The 17,298-nt window shown below is 64.8% G+C and carries 16 protein-coding genes and 3 tRNA genes; 12 read left to right on the top strand and 7 right to left on the bottom strand.

Features of this window, described 5'->3' with window-relative positions:
* Positions 1–23: 23 nt before the first annotated feature.
* The 5 genes from G6N32_RS28035 to rpmH are packed head-to-tail and all read right to left on the bottom strand — an operon-like array spanning position 24 to position 2,490.
* Positions 24–587 carry a Jag family protein gene (locus tag G6N32_RS28035; protein WP_115317951.1) on the bottom strand — a complete coding sequence of 188 codons (564 nt, stop codon included), beginning with the start codon at positions 585–587 and terminating at the stop codon, positions 24–26.
* 34 nt (positions 588–621) lie between these two features.
* The gene (gene yidC / locus G6N32_RS28030) at positions 622–1,704 is read right to left on the bottom strand and encodes a membrane protein insertase YidC (RefSeq protein WP_115317952.1); all 1,083 of its coding nucleotides are present in this window, start codon (positions 1,702–1,704) and stop codon (positions 622–624) included.
* On the bottom strand, positions 1,697–1,975 hold the full coding sequence (yidD, locus tag G6N32_RS28025) for a membrane protein insertion efficiency factor YidD (RefSeq protein WP_081845094.1): 279 nt from the start codon (positions 1,973–1,975) through the stop codon (positions 1,697–1,699). Before yidD ends, yidC begins: the two co-directional genes overlap by 8 nt.
* Entirely contained in the window at positions 1,972–2,328 is a 357-nt protein-coding gene (gene rnpA / locus G6N32_RS28020) for a ribonuclease P protein component (protein ID WP_115317953.1), read from the bottom strand. Before rnpA ends, yidD begins: the two co-directional genes overlap by 4 nt.
* Before the next feature lie 18 nt (positions 2,329–2,346).
* Entirely contained in the window at positions 2,347–2,490 is a 144-nt protein-coding gene (gene rpmH / locus G6N32_RS28015; protein ID WP_046365060.1) for a 50S ribosomal protein L34, read from the bottom strand.
* A gap of 559 nt (positions 2,491–3,049) precedes the next feature.
* On the opposite strand from rpmH, the gene dnaA reads away from it, so the two are divergent.
* The 11 genes from dnaA to G6N32_RS27960 all read left to right on the top strand — a co-directional run bounded on the left by dnaA (position 3,050) and on the right by G6N32_RS27960 (position 15,832).
* Positions 3,050–4,552 (top strand): chromosomal replication initiator protein DnaA, encoded by a 1,503-nt coding sequence (gene dnaA, locus G6N32_RS28010; protein WP_115317954.1) that lies wholly within the window; start codon positions 3,050–3,052, stop codon positions 4,550–4,552.
* A gap of 510 nt (positions 4,553–5,062) precedes the next feature.
* Positions 5,063–6,250, top strand: coding sequence for a DNA polymerase III subunit beta (gene dnaN / locus G6N32_RS28005; RefSeq protein WP_115317955.1), 1,188 nt, complete (start codon positions 5,063–5,065; stop codon positions 6,248–6,250).
* A 28-nt stretch (positions 6,251–6,278) separates the two neighbouring features.
* On the top strand, positions 6,279–7,172 hold the full coding sequence (gene gnd, locus G6N32_RS28000) for a phosphogluconate dehydrogenase (NAD(+)-dependent, decarboxylating) (protein WP_115317956.1): 894 nt from the start codon (positions 6,279–6,281) through the stop codon (positions 7,170–7,172).
* Between the two features lie 10 nt (positions 7,173–7,182).
* Positions 7,183–8,334: a DNA replication/repair protein RecF gene (recF, locus tag G6N32_RS27995; RefSeq protein WP_115317957.1), complete on the top strand. Its 1,152-nt coding sequence runs from the start codon at positions 7,183–7,185 to the stop codon at positions 8,332–8,334.
* Positions 8,331–8,894, top strand: coding sequence for a DUF721 family protein (locus tag G6N32_RS27990; RefSeq protein WP_115317958.1), 564 nt, complete (start codon positions 8,331–8,333; stop codon positions 8,892–8,894). Before recF ends, G6N32_RS27990 begins: the two co-directional genes overlap by 4 nt.
* A gap of 223 nt (positions 8,895–9,117) precedes the next feature.
* A complete protein-coding gene (gene gyrB, locus G6N32_RS27985) occupies positions 9,118–11,130 on the top strand; it encodes a DNA topoisomerase (ATP-hydrolyzing) subunit B (RefSeq protein WP_115317959.1) in 2,013 nt (670 codons plus the stop codon).
* Positions 11,131–11,168: 38 nt separating this feature from the next.
* Complete coding sequence (gene gyrA, locus G6N32_RS27980) at positions 11,169–13,700, top strand: DNA gyrase subunit A (RefSeq protein ID WP_115317960.1); 2,532 nt, start codon at positions 11,169–11,171, stop codon at positions 13,698–13,700.
* Between the two features lie 29 nt (positions 13,701–13,729).
* The gene (locus G6N32_RS27975; RefSeq protein WP_115318949.1) at positions 13,730–14,644 is read left to right on the top strand and encodes a DUF3566 domain-containing protein; all 915 of its coding nucleotides are present in this window, start codon (positions 13,730–13,732) and stop codon (positions 14,642–14,644) included.
* A 70-nt stretch (positions 14,645–14,714) separates the two neighbouring features.
* Positions 14,715–14,788 (top strand) — tRNA-Ile (locus G6N32_RS27970).
* Positions 14,789–14,917: 129 nt separating this feature from the next.
* A tRNA-Ala gene (locus G6N32_RS27965) sits at positions 14,918–14,990 on the top strand.
* Positions 14,991–15,760: 770 nt separating this feature from the next.
* Positions 15,761–15,832: transfer RNA gene (locus tag G6N32_RS27960), tRNA-Ala, on the top strand.
* A gap of 26 nt (positions 15,833–15,858) precedes the next feature.
* On the opposite strand, the gene G6N32_RS27955 is transcribed toward G6N32_RS27960, so the two are convergent.
* Together G6N32_RS27955 and cwsA are read right to left on the bottom strand one after the other, a co-directional pair.
* A complete protein-coding gene (locus tag G6N32_RS27955; protein WP_163789493.1) occupies positions 15,859–16,005 on the bottom strand; it encodes a hypothetical protein in 147 nt (48 codons plus the stop codon).
* A gap of 199 nt (positions 16,006–16,204) precedes the next feature.
* A complete protein-coding gene (gene cwsA, locus G6N32_RS27950) occupies positions 16,205–16,612 on the bottom strand; it encodes a cell wall synthesis protein CwsA (RefSeq protein WP_115317961.1) in 408 nt (135 codons plus the stop codon).
* A gap of 107 nt (positions 16,613–16,719) precedes the next feature.
* On the opposite strand from cwsA, the gene G6N32_RS27945 reads away from it, so the two are divergent.
* On the top strand, positions 16,720–17,247 hold the full coding sequence (locus tag G6N32_RS27945; RefSeq protein WP_115317962.1) for a peptidylprolyl isomerase: 528 nt from the start codon (positions 16,720–16,722) through the stop codon (positions 17,245–17,247).
* Positions 17,248–17,298: the final 51 nt, after the last annotated feature.

Below are 17,298 nucleotides of genomic sequence, written 5' to 3'. Positions count from 1 at the left end.
TCACGAACTACACCGATGTAACTTCAGCCCTTCAGGACGACAACGCGACGCGACGGCTCCACGCCCTCACTCTCGCTGTGCACCCCGTCCACGGCCGCAACCGCGTCGTGGACGATTTTGCGCTCGAACGGAGTCATCGGCGCGAGTTCCTCTCGATCGCCGGACTCCAGCACGCGGCGGGCCACCTTGTCGCCCAACGCGCTCAGCTCCTCGCGGCGGCGGCGGCGCCAGTTCGCGATGTCGAGCATCAACCGGCTGCGCTCCCCCGTCTTCTGATGGACGGCCAGGCGGGTCAGCTCCTGCAGTGCATCGAGGATCTCGCCCTTGCGGCCAACCAACTTCGAGAGGTCTTCGCCGCCGTCGATGCTGACGATCGCCCGGTTGCCCTCGACGTCGAGATCGATGTCCCCGTCGAAGTCCAGGAGGTCCAACAGCTCCTCCAAGTAGTCGCCGGCGATCTCGCCTTCGGCGACGAGGCGCTCCTCGAGGTCCTCGCCCTTCACTTCGGCTTTGTCCGAGTTCTGGTCAAGATCGTTGTCGACCGCAACGTCAGACTCGGTCACTTCGGTGGTGTCGGCATCCGCCATGTGTCTCTCCCTCTTTCGCCGGAGCGATCTCCGGTCAACGCTTACGTTTCTTGGGCCGCGCTCCCGGGCGCGGTGTGCGGGCCGTCGTCCCGCCCTCAGCCGACTTGTCCGACCCCGACTCGGTCTCGGACCCCTCGTCGACGGCATCGGACTCGGTGATCTCCGCGGCCGAACCATTGGTGGCCGCGGGCGCACCCTTCTTCGGCTTGGTGGGCTTCACGCCCGGCGCCGGAGCATTCGCCGCTCGGCGAGCCAGCGCCTCTTCCTTCTTCGCTTCTTCTTCCTTTTCGATCCGGCCGAACACATAGTGCTGCTGGCCGAAGGTCCAGATGTTGTTGGACACCCAGTAGATGATGATCGCGATCGGCAGGAAGGGGCCGCCGACAACCACGCCGAGCGGGAAGACGTAGAGCGCGAGCTTGTTCATCATCGCGGTCTGCGGGTTGGCTGCCGCTTCCGGACTCTGGCGCGCGACCGATGCCCGGCTGTTGAAGTACGTGGCGATACCGGCCAACAGCATCAGCGGAATGCCGACACCGATCACGGCGGGTCGGCTGAAGTCGAAGTTCTTGAACGCTTCCAGGCCCGAGCTCTGAGTCATGCTCGCGCTCAAGGGGGCACCGAACAAATTCGCGTCGAGGAAGTGACCGACGTCGGTGGCGCTGAAGAAGTAGTTGCCCGTGGCGCGGTTCTCTTCCACCGACATTCCGAGCTGACCGAACCCGTGCTGGGTGCGGTTGAAGGAGCGCAACACGTGATAGAGACCGAGGAACACCGGGATCTGCGCGAGCATCGGCAGACAGCCGAGAATCGGATTGAAACCGTGTTCGCGCTGAAGCTTCTGCATCTCCAGCGCCATCCGCTGACGGTCCTTGCCGTACTTCTTCTGCAGCGCCTTGATCTGAGGCTGCAACTCCTGCATCTGCCGCGTGGTGCGGATCTGCCGAACGAACGGCTTGTACAGCAGTGCACGAAGGCTGAAGACCAGGAACATCACCGACAGCGCCCAGGCAAAGAAGTTCGTGGGTCCAAGGATCGCGGCGAACAGCTTGTACCAAAGCCACATGATCCCGGACACCGGGTAATAGATGACGTCCAGGCTGAACCAATTAAACATGCGTGCTCCTGCGTTCGTTGCACTCGGACCCGGGCACCTGCGGGCGCCGCTCGGGTATTGGGTCCCATCCTCCCCGATGCCACGGACCACACTTCCCCAGCCGGATCACGGTCAGCCATCCACCGCGAATCAATCCGTACTCGGTCAGCGCATCCACGGCGTACTGACTGCATGTCGGCGTGAACCGGCACGTCGGCAGTCGCAGTGGCGAGATGGTGTGTCGGTAGAGCTCGACGAGAAAGATCACGACCCGAGCCGGGAGATGGCTCACCGCGTCTTCTCCATCAGGGAGTGGGTGCGTCGGATGCTTGCTCGCAGCTGCTGTTCCAGGCGAGCCGAGATCGCGTCGCGGCTACCGGGTAGTGCGCGGATCACGATGCGCTCGTCTGAGGTCAAGTCCGAGAGGACAGCTCGCGCGACGTGACGCAGACGACGAGAGACCTGGTGTCGTTGCACAGCGTTGCCGACCGATTTCGAAACGACCAAGCCGATCCGGGGACCGTCCACGCTGTCCCTCACGCGTCGTGCGTGCACGACGAGATCAGGCTGCGCCGCTCGCACCCCGTGCTTGATGGTGGCGCCGAACTCCGCAGACCGTGTCATCCGGTACTGAGCCGGGAGCACGCCGCGTGATCCCGTGGATCAGGCAGTCAGTGACTGACGACCCTTGCGGCGCCGGCCCGACACGATGGCGCGACCGGCGCGCGTCCGCATGCGCAGACGGAAGCCGTGAACTCGCGCCCGGCGCCGGTTGTTCGGCTGGAAGGTCCGCTTGCCCTTGGCCACGGCTATATCTCCTCGTCGTTTGGCGGTCACTGTCGCCGAGCACACGCTTGCGTGTGTACACCGGCGTTTGCGACTGCCGTTGGTAAGCTCTGGTCTCGCTCTAACCGGCGCGGTCCCGAATCGGTCGCAGCCGTATCGCCGACGTATGGGCGACTGTTCGAGGGTACTGACCTCACTTCCCCTGGTCAAACCGCCTTGTCGTGCCGTTGATCACCGCACTGATCCACTGCTGCCACAGCCGTCACCGTTCACCCCTGGTGCCGTTATCTCGCCGTGATCCGAATGTTGCAGAACGGTTGGCACTCGCCCCGAAAACTGTTAGCTTCTGCCAAAGCCGTTTCAGATCGAGGCGGCGCGCAATCACCAAGCGGGGGAACAGGTCGGCGAACGGTCCACACGAGATCAATGCGGGGATTACTGCCGACCCGCGACCCAGCGCCGATATGCTCCGGGACGAGCCGACTGTCCTGTCCACACCTGTGGATAACTTTGTGGACAGATCGTTCGTCGACTCAGCTATTGGTTACTTGCCCGACCTTGCGACCAGGGGGATCTGTCGTTGACCGATGATCCCGGTTCAGCATTCGCCACAGTGTGGAGCTCGGTTGTCGCCGAGCTCAACGGCGACGGAACTGCGGACCAGCGCCCCAGTAACGGAACTGGCGGCGATGCACCGCTGACTCCGCAGCAGCGCGCGTGGCTCAAATTGGTTCAACCCCTGACCATCGCCGAAGGCTTCGCCCTGCTGTCGGTGCCGAGCAGCTTTGTTCAGAACGAGATCGAACGTCATCTGCGGACCCAGATCGTCGACGCCCTCAGCCGGCGCCTCGGTCAACGGGTCGAGCTCGGTGTGCGGATTGCCCCGCCGTCTGTGGAAGAAGACAACGAGCCCGCCGCACCGGAGCCGCCCGCCGCCGACTCCGATCTCGATGAGGTCGACGAAGACCGCGAGGCTTTGGCCAGCGCTCACGAGACCTGGCCGAGTTACTTCATCGAGCGGCCGCGCAGTAACCCGTCTGCCGAAGCGCCCGGCATCAGCCTCAACCGCCGCTACACCTTTGACACCTTCGTCATCGGCGCCTCGAACCGGTTCGCCCACGCGGCGGCCTTGGCGATCGCAGAAGCGCCTGCCCGCGCCTACAACCCGTTGTTCATCTGGGGTGAGTCCGGACTGGGCAAGACCCATCTGCTGCACGCGGCAGGAAATTATGCGCAACGGCTGTTCCCCGGCATGCGGGTGAAGTACGTCTCCACCGAAGAGTTCACCAACGACTTCATCAACTCGCTGCGCGACGACCGCAAGGTCGCGTTCAAACGCAGCTACCGCGACATCGACGTGCTCCTGGTGGACGACATCCAGTTCATCGAAGGCAAGGAAGGTATCCAGGAAGAGTTCTTCCATACCTTCAATACGCTGCACAACGCCAACAAGCAGATCGTGATCTCCTCCGACCGGCCGCCCAAGCAGCTGGCCACCCTCGAAGACCGGCTCCGAACCCGGTTCGAGTGGGGATTGATCACCGACGTCCAACCGCCTGAACTCGAAACCCGCATTGCGATCTTGCGGAAGAAGGCGCAGATGGAGCGCCTCGACGTCCCTGACGACGTCCTGGAACTCATCGCCAGCAGCATCGAGCGCAACATTCGCGAACTCGAGGGCGCCCTGATCCGTGTCACCGCGTTCGCCTCGCTGAACAAGACGCCGATCGACAAGGCTCTCGCCGAGATCGTGTTGCGCGACCTGATCGCCGATGCCGGCACGATGCAGATCAGCACCGCGGCGATCATGGCGGCCACCGCCGAGTACTTCGACACCACCGTCGAGGAATTGCGCGGCCCCGGCAAGACCCGGGCTCTGGCTCAATCCCGGCAGATCGCCATGTATCTGTGCCGTGAGCTCACTGACTTGTCACTGCCCAAGATCGGGCAGGCATTCGGCCGTGATCACACCACGGTCATGTACGCGGAGAAGAAGATTCGCGGTGAAATGGCCCATCGGCGTGAGGTGTTCGATCACGTCAAGGAGCTCACCACGCGGATCCGCCAGCGTTCCAAGCGCTGAAATCTCCATTTTTTCTGTCATCTGCCGAAAAACTTCGGTCACAGTCGTACCACCCGTCACACTCTTGGCCTGTGCACACGGCTGTGGAGAACAGCTCACATCCCAGCGGGAGTACTCGAATGACAATGAACAACCGGCCGCTGTACACACCGGTCCTGTGATTCGCCGTCGGTCATGCACAGCTGGTCCACATGCCGTCACACCGCCGGAGCAGGCAATCGATCGGCTAGTCCACAGGTTCCACAGGCCCTATTACTATTACCGTTCTCTCTCTTCCATTTTCTTCTTTGAAAACAGCGTTGGGGAGCAGCCGGTTCACAGGGCGTCCGGCACGGTGTCGCGATGCTCTTGTCACCGCGATCGATTAGCTTTCAAGATGGCGCCCGACGCTCTACGGTTGTTGTTCTGACTGCCGTTCAGCGGCTGTCGCTCACAGATCACGCTCATCCGTGCTCCGGCACGCGGTGGACGCTGGTCGGGGTTATTGGGTGATGAAGGGACTATGTAGACGTGGCAACGACGACGGTTGGCTCCGACCTGAAGTTCCGCTTGGTGCGGGAGGACTTCGCCGACGCGGTGGCCTGGGTTGCCCGTAATCTTCCGACCCGGCCGACGGTGCCTGTGCTGGCCGGCGTGCTGCTTACCGGCACCGATGAGGGTCTGACCATCTCCGGCTTCGATTACGAGGTGTCAGCCGAGGTGCGCGTCCCCGCCGAAATCGCTTCTCCAGGAAGCGTTTTGGTCTCCGGTCGGTTGCTGTCCGACATCACCAGGGCGCTTCCGGCCAAGCCCGTCGACGTCAGCGTCGAAGGCACCCGGGTGGCGCTGAGCTGTGGAAGCGCACGGTTCTCGCTGCCGACCATGGCCGTCGAGGACTACCCCGCGCTGCCGGAACTGCCGGAGGAGACCGGTGTGATCTCCGCTGATCTGTTCGGTGAGGCGATCGGCCAGGTGGCGGTTGCCGCCGGCCGCGACGACACGCTGCCGATGCTGACCGGCATCCGGGTGGAGATTTCCGGTGAGACAGTGGTTTTGGCGGCCACCGACCGGTTCCGGTTGGCCGTGCGCGAACTGACCTGGTCGACCTCCTCCCCCAGTCTGGAAGCTGCGGTGCTGGTGCCGGCCAAGACGCTCGCCGAAGCGGCCAAGGCCGGGACGTCGGGCTCCGAGGTTCACCTGGCCCTGGGTGCCGGGTCGGCGGTGGGCAAGGAAGGCCTGCTGGGAATCCGCAGCGGCGGCAAGCGCAGCACCACTCGTCTGCTCGACGCGGAATTTCCGAAGTTCCGTCAGCTGCTCCCGGCCGAGCACACTGCGGTGGCCACCATCGGAGTCGGTGAGCTCACCGAAGCGATCAAACGTGTGGCCCTGGTCGCTGATCGCGGCGCCCAGGTCCGGATGGAATTCAGCGAGGGCGTGCTGCACCTGTCGGCCGGTGCCGACGACGTCGGCCGAGCCGAGGAGGACCTGGATGTCGAGTTCGCCGGTGAGCCGCTGACGATCGCCTTCAACCCCACCTACCTGACCGACGGACTGGGCTCGTTGCATTCCGACCGGGTCACGTTCGGTTTCACCACTCCCAGCCGCCCTGCCGTGTTGCGACCGGCGAATGCGGAAACACAGGTAGATGGCACCGGACCGTTCCCGGCCGTTCAGACCGACTACGTATACCTGTTGATGCCGGTCCGGCTGCCAGGCTGACCGGGTCCCCTGAGGTAGAGAGGCAGTCATGCAGCTGGGTTTGGTCGGTCTGGGCAAAATGGGCTTCAACATGCGCCAGCGGTTGCGCGAGGGCGGGCACGAAGTCATCGGGTACGACCCCAGACCCGAGGTCACCGACGTCCCCACCCTGGCCGCACTCGCCGAGGCACTCACTGCCCCGCGGGTGATCTGGGTAATGGTGCCGTCCGGGCCGATCACCGATGACACGATCAGTTCGCTGGCGGAGGTGCTGAGCCCGGGTGACCTCGTCGTCGACGGGGGCAACTCCAAGTACACCGAAGATGGTCCGCACGCGGAATTGCTTGCGGAAAAAGGCATTTCGTTTGTCGATGCGGGTGTGTCCGGCGGTATCTGGGGATTGGCCGAGGGCTACGGCCTGATGGTCGGCGGCAGCGACGAGGACGTCGCCCGAGTGATGCCGATCTTCGACACGCTGCGTCCGCCCGGGGAGCTGGCTGACGGTTTCGTGCACGCCGGCCCGGTCGGTGCGGGTCACTACGCCAAGATGGTGCACAACGGCATCGAGTACGGCCTGATGATGGCCTACGCCGAGGGCTACGAGCTGCTGGCCGCCGAACCGCTGATCACAGACACCCAAGCGGTGATCCAGGCATGGACCAACGGCACAGTGGTGCGGTCGTGGCTGCAGCAACTCCTGGCCAAGGCACTCAAGGAAGACCCCGCATTCGATGCGATCTCCGGGTACACCGAGGATTCCGGCGAGGGCCGGTGGACCGTCGAAGAGGCTATCCGACACCGGGTGCCGATGCCGGTGATCGCGGCATCGTTGTTCGCACGTTTCGCATCGCGGCAGGAGGATTCGCCGACGATGAAAGCCGTTTCAGCACTTCGTAATCAGTTCGGTGGCCACGCGGTCAAGCGGGTCTCGGTGTCGGGATAACCAGCGTCCGATGTATGTCCGGCACCTGACGCTCCGCGACTTCCGGTCGTGGGAAAGCGTTGATCTCGAATTGGCGCCGGGCCGAACGGTGTTCGTCGGACCCAATGGGTTTGGCAAAACCAATCTTGTTGAGGCGCTGTGGTATTGCGCAACGCTGGGATCACACCGGGTCGCCACCGACGCCCCACTGATCCGGGCCGGCGCAGAGCGCGCGGTGGTCTCGACGATCGTCGTCAACGAGGGCCGGGAATTGGCGGTCGATCTCGAGATCGCGGCGGGCCGGGCGAACAAGGCGCGATTGAACCGTTCCCCGGTGCGCAGTACCCGTGAAATCCTCGGAGCGGTCCGCGCGGTGCTGTTCGCACCCGAGGATCTCGCGTTGGTCCGTGGCGACCCCGGCGAACGCCGCCGCTACCTCGACGAACTAGCCTCGGTCCGGCGACCGCGGGTCGCGGCGATCCGCGCCGACTACGACAAGGTGCTCAAACAGCGCACCGCGTTGTTGAAATCGGCTGCGGGAGCGCGCTTTCGAGGTGATTCCGGCGTGCTGGAAACCCTCGACGTGTGGGATGGTCACCTGGCTGCGCACGGCGCGCAGCTGATGGCTGCCCGCATCGAGCTGACGAATCTTCTGGCTCCGGAGGTCGAGAAGGCTTATCAACTGCTGGCCCCGGCATCGCGCCCGGCCGCGATCAGCTACCGAAGCAGCGTGCTGGACGGCACCGGCGATGGTCACGATATCGACTATCTGGAGGCCGCGCTGCTGGCCGGGCTGGCGGCGCGGCGCGGCGCGGAACTGGAACGCGGGATGTGCTTGGTCGGACCACACCGGGACGACCTGGACCTCCGGCTCGGTGATCAGCCCGCGAAAGGCTTTGCCAGTCATGGTGAATCGTGGTCGGTGGCGTTGGCGTTGCGACTGGCGTCCTATGAATTGCTCCGTACCGAGGGCAGTGAGCCGGTGCTGATCCTCGACGACGTGTTCGCCGAACTGGACAACTCCCGGCGCCGGGCGCTGGCCGGTGTGGCAGCCGATGCCGAACAGGTGCTCATCACCGCGGCGGTCGGGGAAGACATCCCGGTTGACTGGGACGCCACCCGGATCGGTATCACCTTGCGCGACGACGACGGTGGCCGGATGTCGGAGGTGGTGACGCCATGACCGAGCCTGACGACGAGCCGGCCGGTCCGCCCGAGCACCTTGCGAATCTGGCCGGCATGGACCTGGTGCGCCGCGCGTTGGAGGAAGCCCGCGGCGCCGCCCGCAGCCAGGGCAAGGAAGTGGGTCGTGGTGGCCGCTCCCCTCGGGCCCGCCGGGGCGCCGAGCGAGGCGGTCGCCGGACCTGGTCGGGGCCCGGTCCGGATCGTCGGGATCCACAGACGTTCGGGACAGCTGCCAACGAACTGGCGAAATCCCGGGGTTGGACGGGCCGGGTCGCCGAGGGTGCGGTGTTCGCCCAGTGGGCGACGGTGGTCGGTGAGCAGATTGCCGAGCATGCCCAGCCGACCGCGCTGCGCGACGGTGTGCTCAGCGTGACGGCCGAATCGACCGCGTGGGCGACCCAGTTGCGGATGGTGCAGTCGCAGCTGTTGGCCAAGATCGCCGCCGCTGTGGGAGACGGCGTGGTGAAGTCGATGAAGATCACCGGTCCGGTGGCTCCGTCGTGGCGAAAGGGTCGGTTGCACATCTCTGGGCGCGGCCCGCGAGACACCTACGGCTGAGCTGTACTACCACGGTCGGCTGACAGCCACGAGACGCGCGCCGAAGGCCGTGTCAAGCGTCACCACGTATGCCGATCCGAGAAATTCCGTGCACGGCTCAACTAGCTGTGTAGAAACGCCGCCGCAGAATCAGTCCGGAACGGACATACCGGTAGACTGGACAGGACCCGCGCGCGGCCGGTGACACCGTGCGCTTGCGAACCCCAAGGAGAGCGTTCCGCTAGTGGCTGCCAACGAACAGTACGGTGCCGACTCGATCAAAGTCCTCGAAGGCTTGGAGGCGGTCCGCAAACGTCCCGGTATGTACATCGGGTCGACCGGTGAGCGAGGGCTCCACCACCTCGTCTGGGAGGTCGTCGACAACTCGGTCGATGAAGCGATGGCGGGCTTCGCCACGAAGGTGACGGTGCGGATCCTCGAAGACGGCGGCGTCGAGGTCACCGACGACGGCCGCGGAATCCCGGTTGCCATGCACTCCACCGGAATCCCCACCATCGACGTGGTCATGACCGTCCTGCACGCCGGCGGCAAGTTCGAGGAGGGCGCCTATCAGGTGTCCGGCGGCCTGCACGGCGTGGGTGTTTCGGTGGTCAACGCTCTGTCGGTCCGGCTCGAGGCCGACGTCCGCACCGATGGTTACGAGTGGTTCCAGACCTATGACCGCTCGGTGCCGGGCACCCTGCGCCAGGGTGAGAAGACCAAGAAGACCGGCACCACGATCCGATTCTGGGCCGACCCCGACATCTTCGAGACCACCACCTACGACTTCGAGACGATTGCCCGCCGGCTGCAGGAGATGGCGTTCCTCAATAAGGGCCTCACCATCGAGCTGACCGATGAGCGGGTCACCCCCGAGCAGGTGGTGGACGAGGTCGTCAGCGATACGGCCGAGGCGCCGAAGTCGGCGGAGGAGAAAGCCGCCGAGGCCATCGCACCGCACAAGGTGAAGCACCGGGTATTCCATTACCCGGGTGGTCTGGTCGACTTCGTCAAGCACATCAACCGCACCAAGAACTCGATCCAGCCCAGCGTCATCGACTTCGACGGCAAGGGTGAGGGCCACGAGGTCGAGATCGCCATGCAGTGGAACGCAGGTTATTCGGAGTCGGTGCACACCTTCGCCAACACCATCAACACCCACGAGGGCGGCACCCACGAAGAGGGGTTCCGTGCCGCGTTGACCACGGTGGTCAACAAGTACGCCAAGGACAAGAAGCTCCTCAAGGAAAAGGACGCCAACCTCACCGGTGACGACATCCGCGAGGGACTGGCAGCGGTCATCTCGGTGAAGGTGTCGCAGCCACAGTTCGAGGGGCAGACGAAGACGAAACTCGGTAATACCGAGGTGAAGTCGTTCGTGCAGAAGATCTGCAACGAGCAGCTCACCCACTGGTTCGAGTCCAACCCGACGGAAGCCAAGACCGTCGTGAACAAGGCGGTGTCGTCGGCACAGGCGCGTATCGCCGCGCGTAAGGCGCGAGAGCTGGTGCGGCGCAAGAGCGCAACCGATATCGGCGGACTTCCCGGCAAGCTCGCCGACTGCCGCTCCACAGACCCGCGGTTGTCCGAATTGTATGTGGTGGAGGGTGATTCGGCCGGTGGCTCGGCCAAGAGCGGCCGCGACTCGATGTTCCAGGCGATCCTGCCGTTGCGCGGCAAGATCATCAACGTCGAGAAGGCCCGCATCGACCGGGTGCTGAAGAACACCGAAGTCCAGGCCATCATCACCGCACTCGGTACCGGCATCCACGACGAGTTCGACCTGGCCAAGCTGCGCTACCACAAGATCGTGCTCATGGCTGACGCTGACGTTGACGGACAACACATTTCGACACTGCTGCTGACACTGTTGTTCCGGTTCATGAAGCCGCTGGTGGAAAACGGCCACATCTTCCTGGCGCAGCCGCCGCTGTACAAGCTGAAATGGCAGCGCAGCGAGCCCGAGTTCGCCTATTCCGACCGCGAACGCGACGGTCTGCTGGAGGCGGGCAAGGCGGCCGGCAAGAAGATCAACGTCGACGACGGTATCCAGCGCTACAAGGGTCTGGGCGAGATGGATGCCAAGGAGCTGTGGGAGACCACGATGGACCCGTCGGTCCGGGTGCTTCGCCAGGTGACCCTGGACGACGCGGCCGCAGCCGACGAGCTGTTCTCGATCCTGATGGGCGAGGACGTCGAGGCACGCCGCAGCTTCATCACCCGCAACGCCAAAGACGTTCGCTTCCTTGATGTTTAGTGACGTATCGCCCTTCGTAGGGACAACAGAGGAATCACATGACTGACACCACCCTGCCCCCCGGCGACGAGGCCGGCGACCGCATCGAACCGGTCGACATCCAGCAGGAGATGCAGCGCAGTTACATCGACTACGCGATGAGCGTCATCGTCGGTCGTGCGCTTCCCGAGGTTCGTGACGGTCTCAAGCCCGTGCACCGCCGCGTGCTCTACGCGATGTTCGACTCCGGATTCCGGCCCGACCGCGGCCACGCCAAGTCGGCGCGTTCGGTCGCCGAGACGATGGGTAACTATCACCCCCACGGAGATTCGTCGATCTACGACACCCTGGTGCGCATGGCGCAGCCATGGTCGTTGCGCTACCCGCTGGTCGACGGCCAGGGCAACTTCGGCTCACCGGGCAACGACCCGGCGGCCGCCATGCGGTACACCGAGGCTCGGCTGACGCCGCTGGCCATGGAGATGCTGCGTGAAATCGACGAGGAGACAGTCGATTTCATCCCGAACTACGACGGCCGCGTCCAGGAACCCACGGTCCTGCCGAGCCGGTTCCCGAACCTGCTGGCCAACGGATCCGGCGGTATCGCCGTCGGTATGGCCACCAACATCCCGCCGCACAACCTGCGTGAACTGGCCGAGGCCGTCTACTGGTGCCTGGAGAACCACGAAGCCGACGAAGAGGCGACGCTCGCCGCGGTCTGCGAGCGAGTCAAGGGACCCGACTTCCCCACTCACGGTTTGATCGTCGGATCCCAGGGCATCCACGACGCGTACACCACGGGCCGCGGCTCGATCCGGATGCGCGGCGTCGTGGAGATCGAGGAGGACGCGCGCGGACGCACCTCGATCGTGATCACCGAGTTGCCGTATCAGGTCAACCACGACAACTTCATCACCTCAATCGCCGAGCAGGTCCGCGACGGCAAGCTCGGCGGCATCTCGAACATCGAAGACCAGTCCAGTGACCGGGTCGGTTTGCGCATCGTCGTCGAGATCAAGCGCGACGCCGTGGCCAAGGTGGTGCTGAACAACCTCTACAAGCACACCCAGCTGCAGACCAGCTTCGGTGCCAACATGCTGTCGATCGTCGACGGCGTGCCCAGGACGCTGCGCCTGGACCAGATGATCCGCTACTACGTCGACCACCAACTCGACGTGATCATCCGGCGCACCCGGTACCGGTTGCGCAAGGCCAACGAGCGGGCCCACATCCTGCGGGGTCTGGTCAAGGCCCTCGATGCCCTCGACGAGGTCATCGCGTTGATCCGCGCGTCGGAAAGTGCCGACGTGGCGCGGGTGGGCTTGATGGAACTGCTCGACGTCGACGAGATCCAGGCCCAGGCCATCCTCGACATGCAGCTGCGTCGCCTGGCCGCGTTGGAGCGCCAGCGCATCGTCGACGATCTGGCCAAGATCGAGGCCGAGATCGCGGACCTGGAGGACATCCTCGCCAAGCCGGAGCGGCAGCGCGCGATCGTCCGCGACGAACTCAAGGAACTCGCCGACAAGCACGGCGACGACCGCCGCACCCGGATCGTGGCCAACGACGGCGACGTGTCCGACGAGGACCTCATTGCCCGCGAGGACGTCGTCGTCACCATCACCGAAACCGGCTACGCCAAGCGGACCAAGACCGATCTGTACCGCAGCCAGAAGCGTGGCGGCAAGGGGGTGCAGGGCGCCGGCCTCAAGCAGGACGACATCGTGCGGCACTTCTTCGTGTCGTCAACGCACGACTGGATCCTGTTCTTCACCACTCAGGGCCGGGTGTATCGGGCCAAGGCTTACGAGTTGCCGGAGGCCTCGCGCACCGCGCGCGGCCAGCACGTGGCCAATCTGCTGGCGTTCCAGCCCGAGGAGCGGATCGCTCAGGTCATCCAGATCAAGAGCTACGAGGACGCTCCGTATCTGGTGCTGGCGACCCGCAACGGTCTGGTGAAGAAGACCAAGCTCACCGACTTCGACTCCAACCGCTCGGGCGGCATCGTCGCGATCAACCTGCGCGACGGCGACGAACTGGTCGGCGCGGTGCTGTGCTCGGCGGAGGAAGACCTGTTGCTGGTCAGTGCCAACGGCCAGTCGATCCGATTCTCGGCCACCGACGAGGCGCTGCGGCCCATGGGCCGGGCCACCTCGGGTGTGCAGGGCATGCGGTTCAACGAGGACGATCGGTTGCTGTCGCTCAACGTCGTGCGGGAGGGAACGTATCTGCTGGTGGCGACTGCCGGCGGTTACGCCAAGCGCACCGCGATCGAGGAGTACACCGCCCAGGGCCGCGGCGGTAAAGGCATCCTGACCATTCAATACGACCGGCGTCGTGGCAGTCTGGTGGGCGCATTGGTGGTCGATGAAGACAGTGAGTTGTACGCCATCACCTCAGGCGGCGGTGTCATCCGCACCGCTGCCCGTCAGGTCCGCAAGGCCGGGCGCCAGACAAAGGGCGTTCGCTTGATGAACCTGGGTGAGGGCGACACACTGTTGGCTATCGCCCGCAATGCCGAGGAGCAGGACAGCACCGACGACGTGGGCGAGCTGGACTCTGAAGCCGACGGCACGTCCGACGAGACGTAGCGCGGCGGGGCGACAGGTTAGGAGTGGCGGTGAGCGCACCGAACGAGCCGGGCCAACCCGGACCGAGCGAGGGCCCGGGTAACGGGACCGGCTCGGCCGAGCGGACCGGTCCCCGACTCACCAATGGTGGGTCCGGCGAGGCGCCGCCGTGGCAGCGCGGTGCTGCGCGAGCGCGGCAGGGTGGCGCACCCCAGCGACCGGCCGGTGAGGCGCAACCGCGCCAGGCGCCGCCGGGAGGTCCGGGCCTCGAGCAACGGGTGAACCGCTTCATCAGCGGCACCGCCGCGCCCGATCTAGGGTCGGGCGGTCCGCAGCAGCCCGAGCGCCAGCAGCCGGAGCGCCAGCCCGAGCAGCGTGCCGAGCCTCGGCCCGACGCCAGGCCTGAGCCACGGCCCGAGCCGCGTGCTGAGGGCAACCGCTCGGAGGCCGCCCGTCCCGAGGGTTATGTCAGCGAGCTACCGGACCTTTCCGGCGTTGCCCCGCCCAAGCCTGTTGCGCAGCAACGCAAACCGGCCGCGGATCAGCCGGCTCGACCGGCCGGGGCGGCCACCCGAGTCCAGGTCGGCGCCAACCGTTCGCGCGGGCCGGTGCGGGCCAGCATGCAGATCCGGCGCATCGATCCGTGGAGCGCACTGAAAGTGTCGCTGCTGCTGTCGGTGGCGCTGTTCTTCGTGTGGATGGTCGCGGTGGCATTCCTGTATCTGGTGCTCGGCGGTATGGGCGTGTGGAGCAAGCTGAACAGCAACGTCGGCGACTTGTTGACGGCCACCAGCGGTGGTGGCGGCGAGCTGGTGTCCAGCGGCACGATCTTCGGCGGTGCGGCGCTCATCGGTCTGGTGAACATCGTCCTGCTGACAGCGATGGCCACCGTGGGAGCGTTCATCTACAACCTCAGCACCGACATCGTCGGTGGTGTCGAGGTCACACTGGCCGACCGGGACTAGCGCCGGATGCACCGGTTTGGGTGCAGCACCTCCGGTGCGGTAATCTCGGCGCTCGGTCGTATGCGAATACGGGCCTATAGCTCAGGCGGTTAGAGCGCTTCGCTGATAACGAAGAGGTCGGAGGTTCGAGTCCTCCTAGGCCCACGATGTCTCGGTCATCGGGAAGGGCGCCCGTGCGGATTGCATTGCTGTTGGCAGTGTTGGTCGCGGGCGCCGTCGTTGTTCGGGCCCGCCGCGGCGAGGTCTGGCACACCCTCGACGAGTGAGACGCGAGGGGCCTTAGCTCAGTTGGTAGAGCGCTGCCTTTGCAAGGCAGATGTCAGGAGTTCGAATCTCCTAGGCTCCACAATGATTCGCGCAGGTCAGACCTTTTCGGGTTTGGCCTGTTCTGCATTCAGGCGGCCTCCGTGCCCACATCTTGCCCACACGCCCGAGTTAAAAGAGCATTCATCGCTACCCCAACAGCCTCGACATCCGAGTTGTACAGGTGGCCGTGGCGGTCCAACGTCAGCGCCGCGGACTCGTGGCCGGGCAGATGAGACAGTTGGGGTGGTTGAACGCAGCCGTAGCGACACGACGGGCGGTCCGTCAGATGCGGCCCCGCCGCAGTGGGCTCAGGATGCTGCGCGGGTGAACCAGGAGTTCGTTCCCGAACAGGTAGACCTCGGCAAAGCATGCCCGGCCTGATTGCGGCCGAAAGTTACGGGCCTGCTCGATCACGCTTCGTCGGGGGGCCTTCGCTGTTGTCATCGGTCCAGTTGACCCACTCTGGTGGCGTGAGGGTGGGGTGGTTGAAGTGGGCCAAGTACCCATTCGGGTCTGGGCGGGACTCCACATTCTTTGACTTACGACGGTAAGTCACCACAATTACCGCAACTCCCACAACTAAGAAGAGCAGCAACAGGACCTTCCCGACAACTAGCCACATACCCACCACATTATGCTGGCACCCCCTGCGTCCGAAGGACCCTCAGTAGCCGTGAGTGCCGCTCAGGCTCGGCCCCCGTGCCAGGGCAGAAACTTCATCGTTCCGCCGTCGGAGAATGGGATCGCTGCGGCGCCATTTCGGCTCGTCGCTTCGGTACAGTTGCGTTTTTGAACACGTCGGCATCGGTGAAATCACCTGAACTGCGCCATGATTCTGCCTTTGCAAGGCAGATGTCAGGAGTTCGAATCTCCTAGGCTCCACAGAGATTGGTCGTCGCCGCCGCCATTCAGCGGCCGGCCGGTACCGCCAGCCGGCGCGGCAATGTCTTCTTACAGCGACGACAGGTGAACGTGTCCCTGTCGAGCAGCAGCGTCTGCTCGTGGCTGCAGATCGCGCACTTGACCTTCTGATGCGTAAGGCTCCCCCAACCCATGCCGACATAATGCACCTTCGGCCGGTTCTGGCAAAGGAAAATCGCGGACTTGTCGCAACACGTAATTGACTAGTCCAGCAAACTAGATTGTGACGCATCCACGAGACGAGTGGCAATCGCGGCAAATTCTGTTGGCGGGCAAGCGAACTGAAGACGCCCTGTGGGCGCGGCCAGTGGGCAACACCAAGCTGTTAGTCCGTCAAATTTTCGGCGAGACGTCGACACTGGGCGGCCGGGGCGAGGGCTCGGGTGTCGACGACCGTCGCGCGATCACGAACGCCACTGCCCCACCCACCCCTGCCAAGCCGAGGAAGCCGAACACGAACAGCCGCCGGCGGCGCCGATGCCGAGCCGTCCGGACCTCCTGAAAGACCTGCGGCAGCTCGGCCACCACCTGCTTGACCGCCTCGAGCTCGGCGCCGACCTCCTGCTGCACCGCACGGGCCTCGCGGGCGCGCCGCCGCAGCGCGACCGCCGCCGATTCCGCTGAATTCGCGGTGATGCCCACCACGCCGCGGGTGATGTCCACCGGGCCGACGGCTGTGTAGTGCAGTCCGCGGTTCAGCCGCTCCCGCGACGTGAGTTTGGGTTGACTCTTGCGGCCCATGTGGTCCTCCCGACACCGGTGGCGCGTTGACGCCATCAACACTGCCACAGCGCTACCGGGGTGGCCGCGGGATCGGCCACTCGCGCCTAGTGGCACACTGAGTTCCCGTGACGAGCGACATCGCAACCGCAACAGCGACCCTGCACACGAACCGCGGCGACATCAAGATCGCCCTGTTCGGTAACCACGCCCCCAAGACCGTCGCCAACTTCGTTGGTCTGGCTCAGGGCACCAAGGAGTACTCGACGGAGAACGCGTCGGGCAGCACCTCGGGCCCCTTCTACGACGGCGCCGTCTTTCACCGCGTCATCGACGGATTCATGATCCAGGGCGGTGACCCGACGGGTACCGGCCGCGGCGGCCCGGGCTACAAGTTCGCCGACGAATTCCACCCGGAGCTGCAGTTCGACAAGCCCTACCTGCTGGCCATGGCCAACGCAGGTCCGGGTACCAACGGCTCGCAGTTCTTCATCACCGTCGGCAAGACCCCGCACCTGAACCGTCGGCACACGATCTTCGGTGAGATCGTCGATCCCGAGTCGCAGAAGGTCGTCGATGCGATCGCCACCACGGCGACCGATCGCAACGACCGGCCCACCGAGGATGTCGTGATCGAGTCGGTCACCATTTCCTGAACCGTGCATTGAGGCAGTACTGAGGGCGAGGATTCCGCGGAATTCTCGCCC

Origin of the sequence: Mycolicibacterium aichiense (genome assembly GCF_010726245.1) — a bacterium.
GTDB classification, from domain to species: domain Bacteria; phylum Actinomycetota; class Actinomycetes; order Mycobacteriales; family Mycobacteriaceae; genus Mycobacterium; species Mycobacterium aichiense.
Note: the sequence above shows the minus strand (reverse complement) of the source record. Positions and strands in the feature narration are given on the sequence as shown.

Bases quoted from the DNA above. Each gene is read 5' to 3' on its own strand.
- G6N32_RS28035 (WP_115317951.1), bottom strand. From the start codon at position 587: ATGGCGGATGCCGACACCACCGAAGTGACCGAGTCTGACGTTGCGGTC.
- yidC (WP_115317952.1), bottom strand. From the start codon at position 1,704: ATGTTTAATTGGTTCAGCCTGGACGTCATCTATTACCCGGTGTCCGGG.
- gnd (WP_115317956.1), top strand. From the start codon at position 6,279: ATGCAGCTGGGTTTGGTCGGTCTGGGCAAAATGGGCTTCAACATGCGC.
- recF (WP_115317957.1), top strand. From the start codon at position 7,183: ATGTATGTCCGGCACCTGACGCTCCGCGACTTCCGGTCGTGGGAAAGC.
- G6N32_RS27990 (WP_115317958.1), top strand. From the start codon at position 8,331: ATGACCGAGCCTGACGACGAGCCGGCCGGTCCGCCCGAGCACCTTGCG.
- gyrA (WP_115317960.1), top strand. From the start codon at position 11,169: ATGACTGACACCACCCTGCCCCCCGGCGACGAGGCCGGCGACCGCATC.
- G6N32_RS27955 (WP_163789493.1), bottom strand. From the start codon at position 16,005: ATGGGTTGGGGGAGCCTTACGCATCAGAAGGTCAAGTGCGCGATCTGC.
- cwsA (WP_115317961.1), bottom strand. From the start codon at position 16,612: ATGGGCCGCAAGAGTCAACCCAAACTCACGTCGCGGGAGCGGCTGAAC.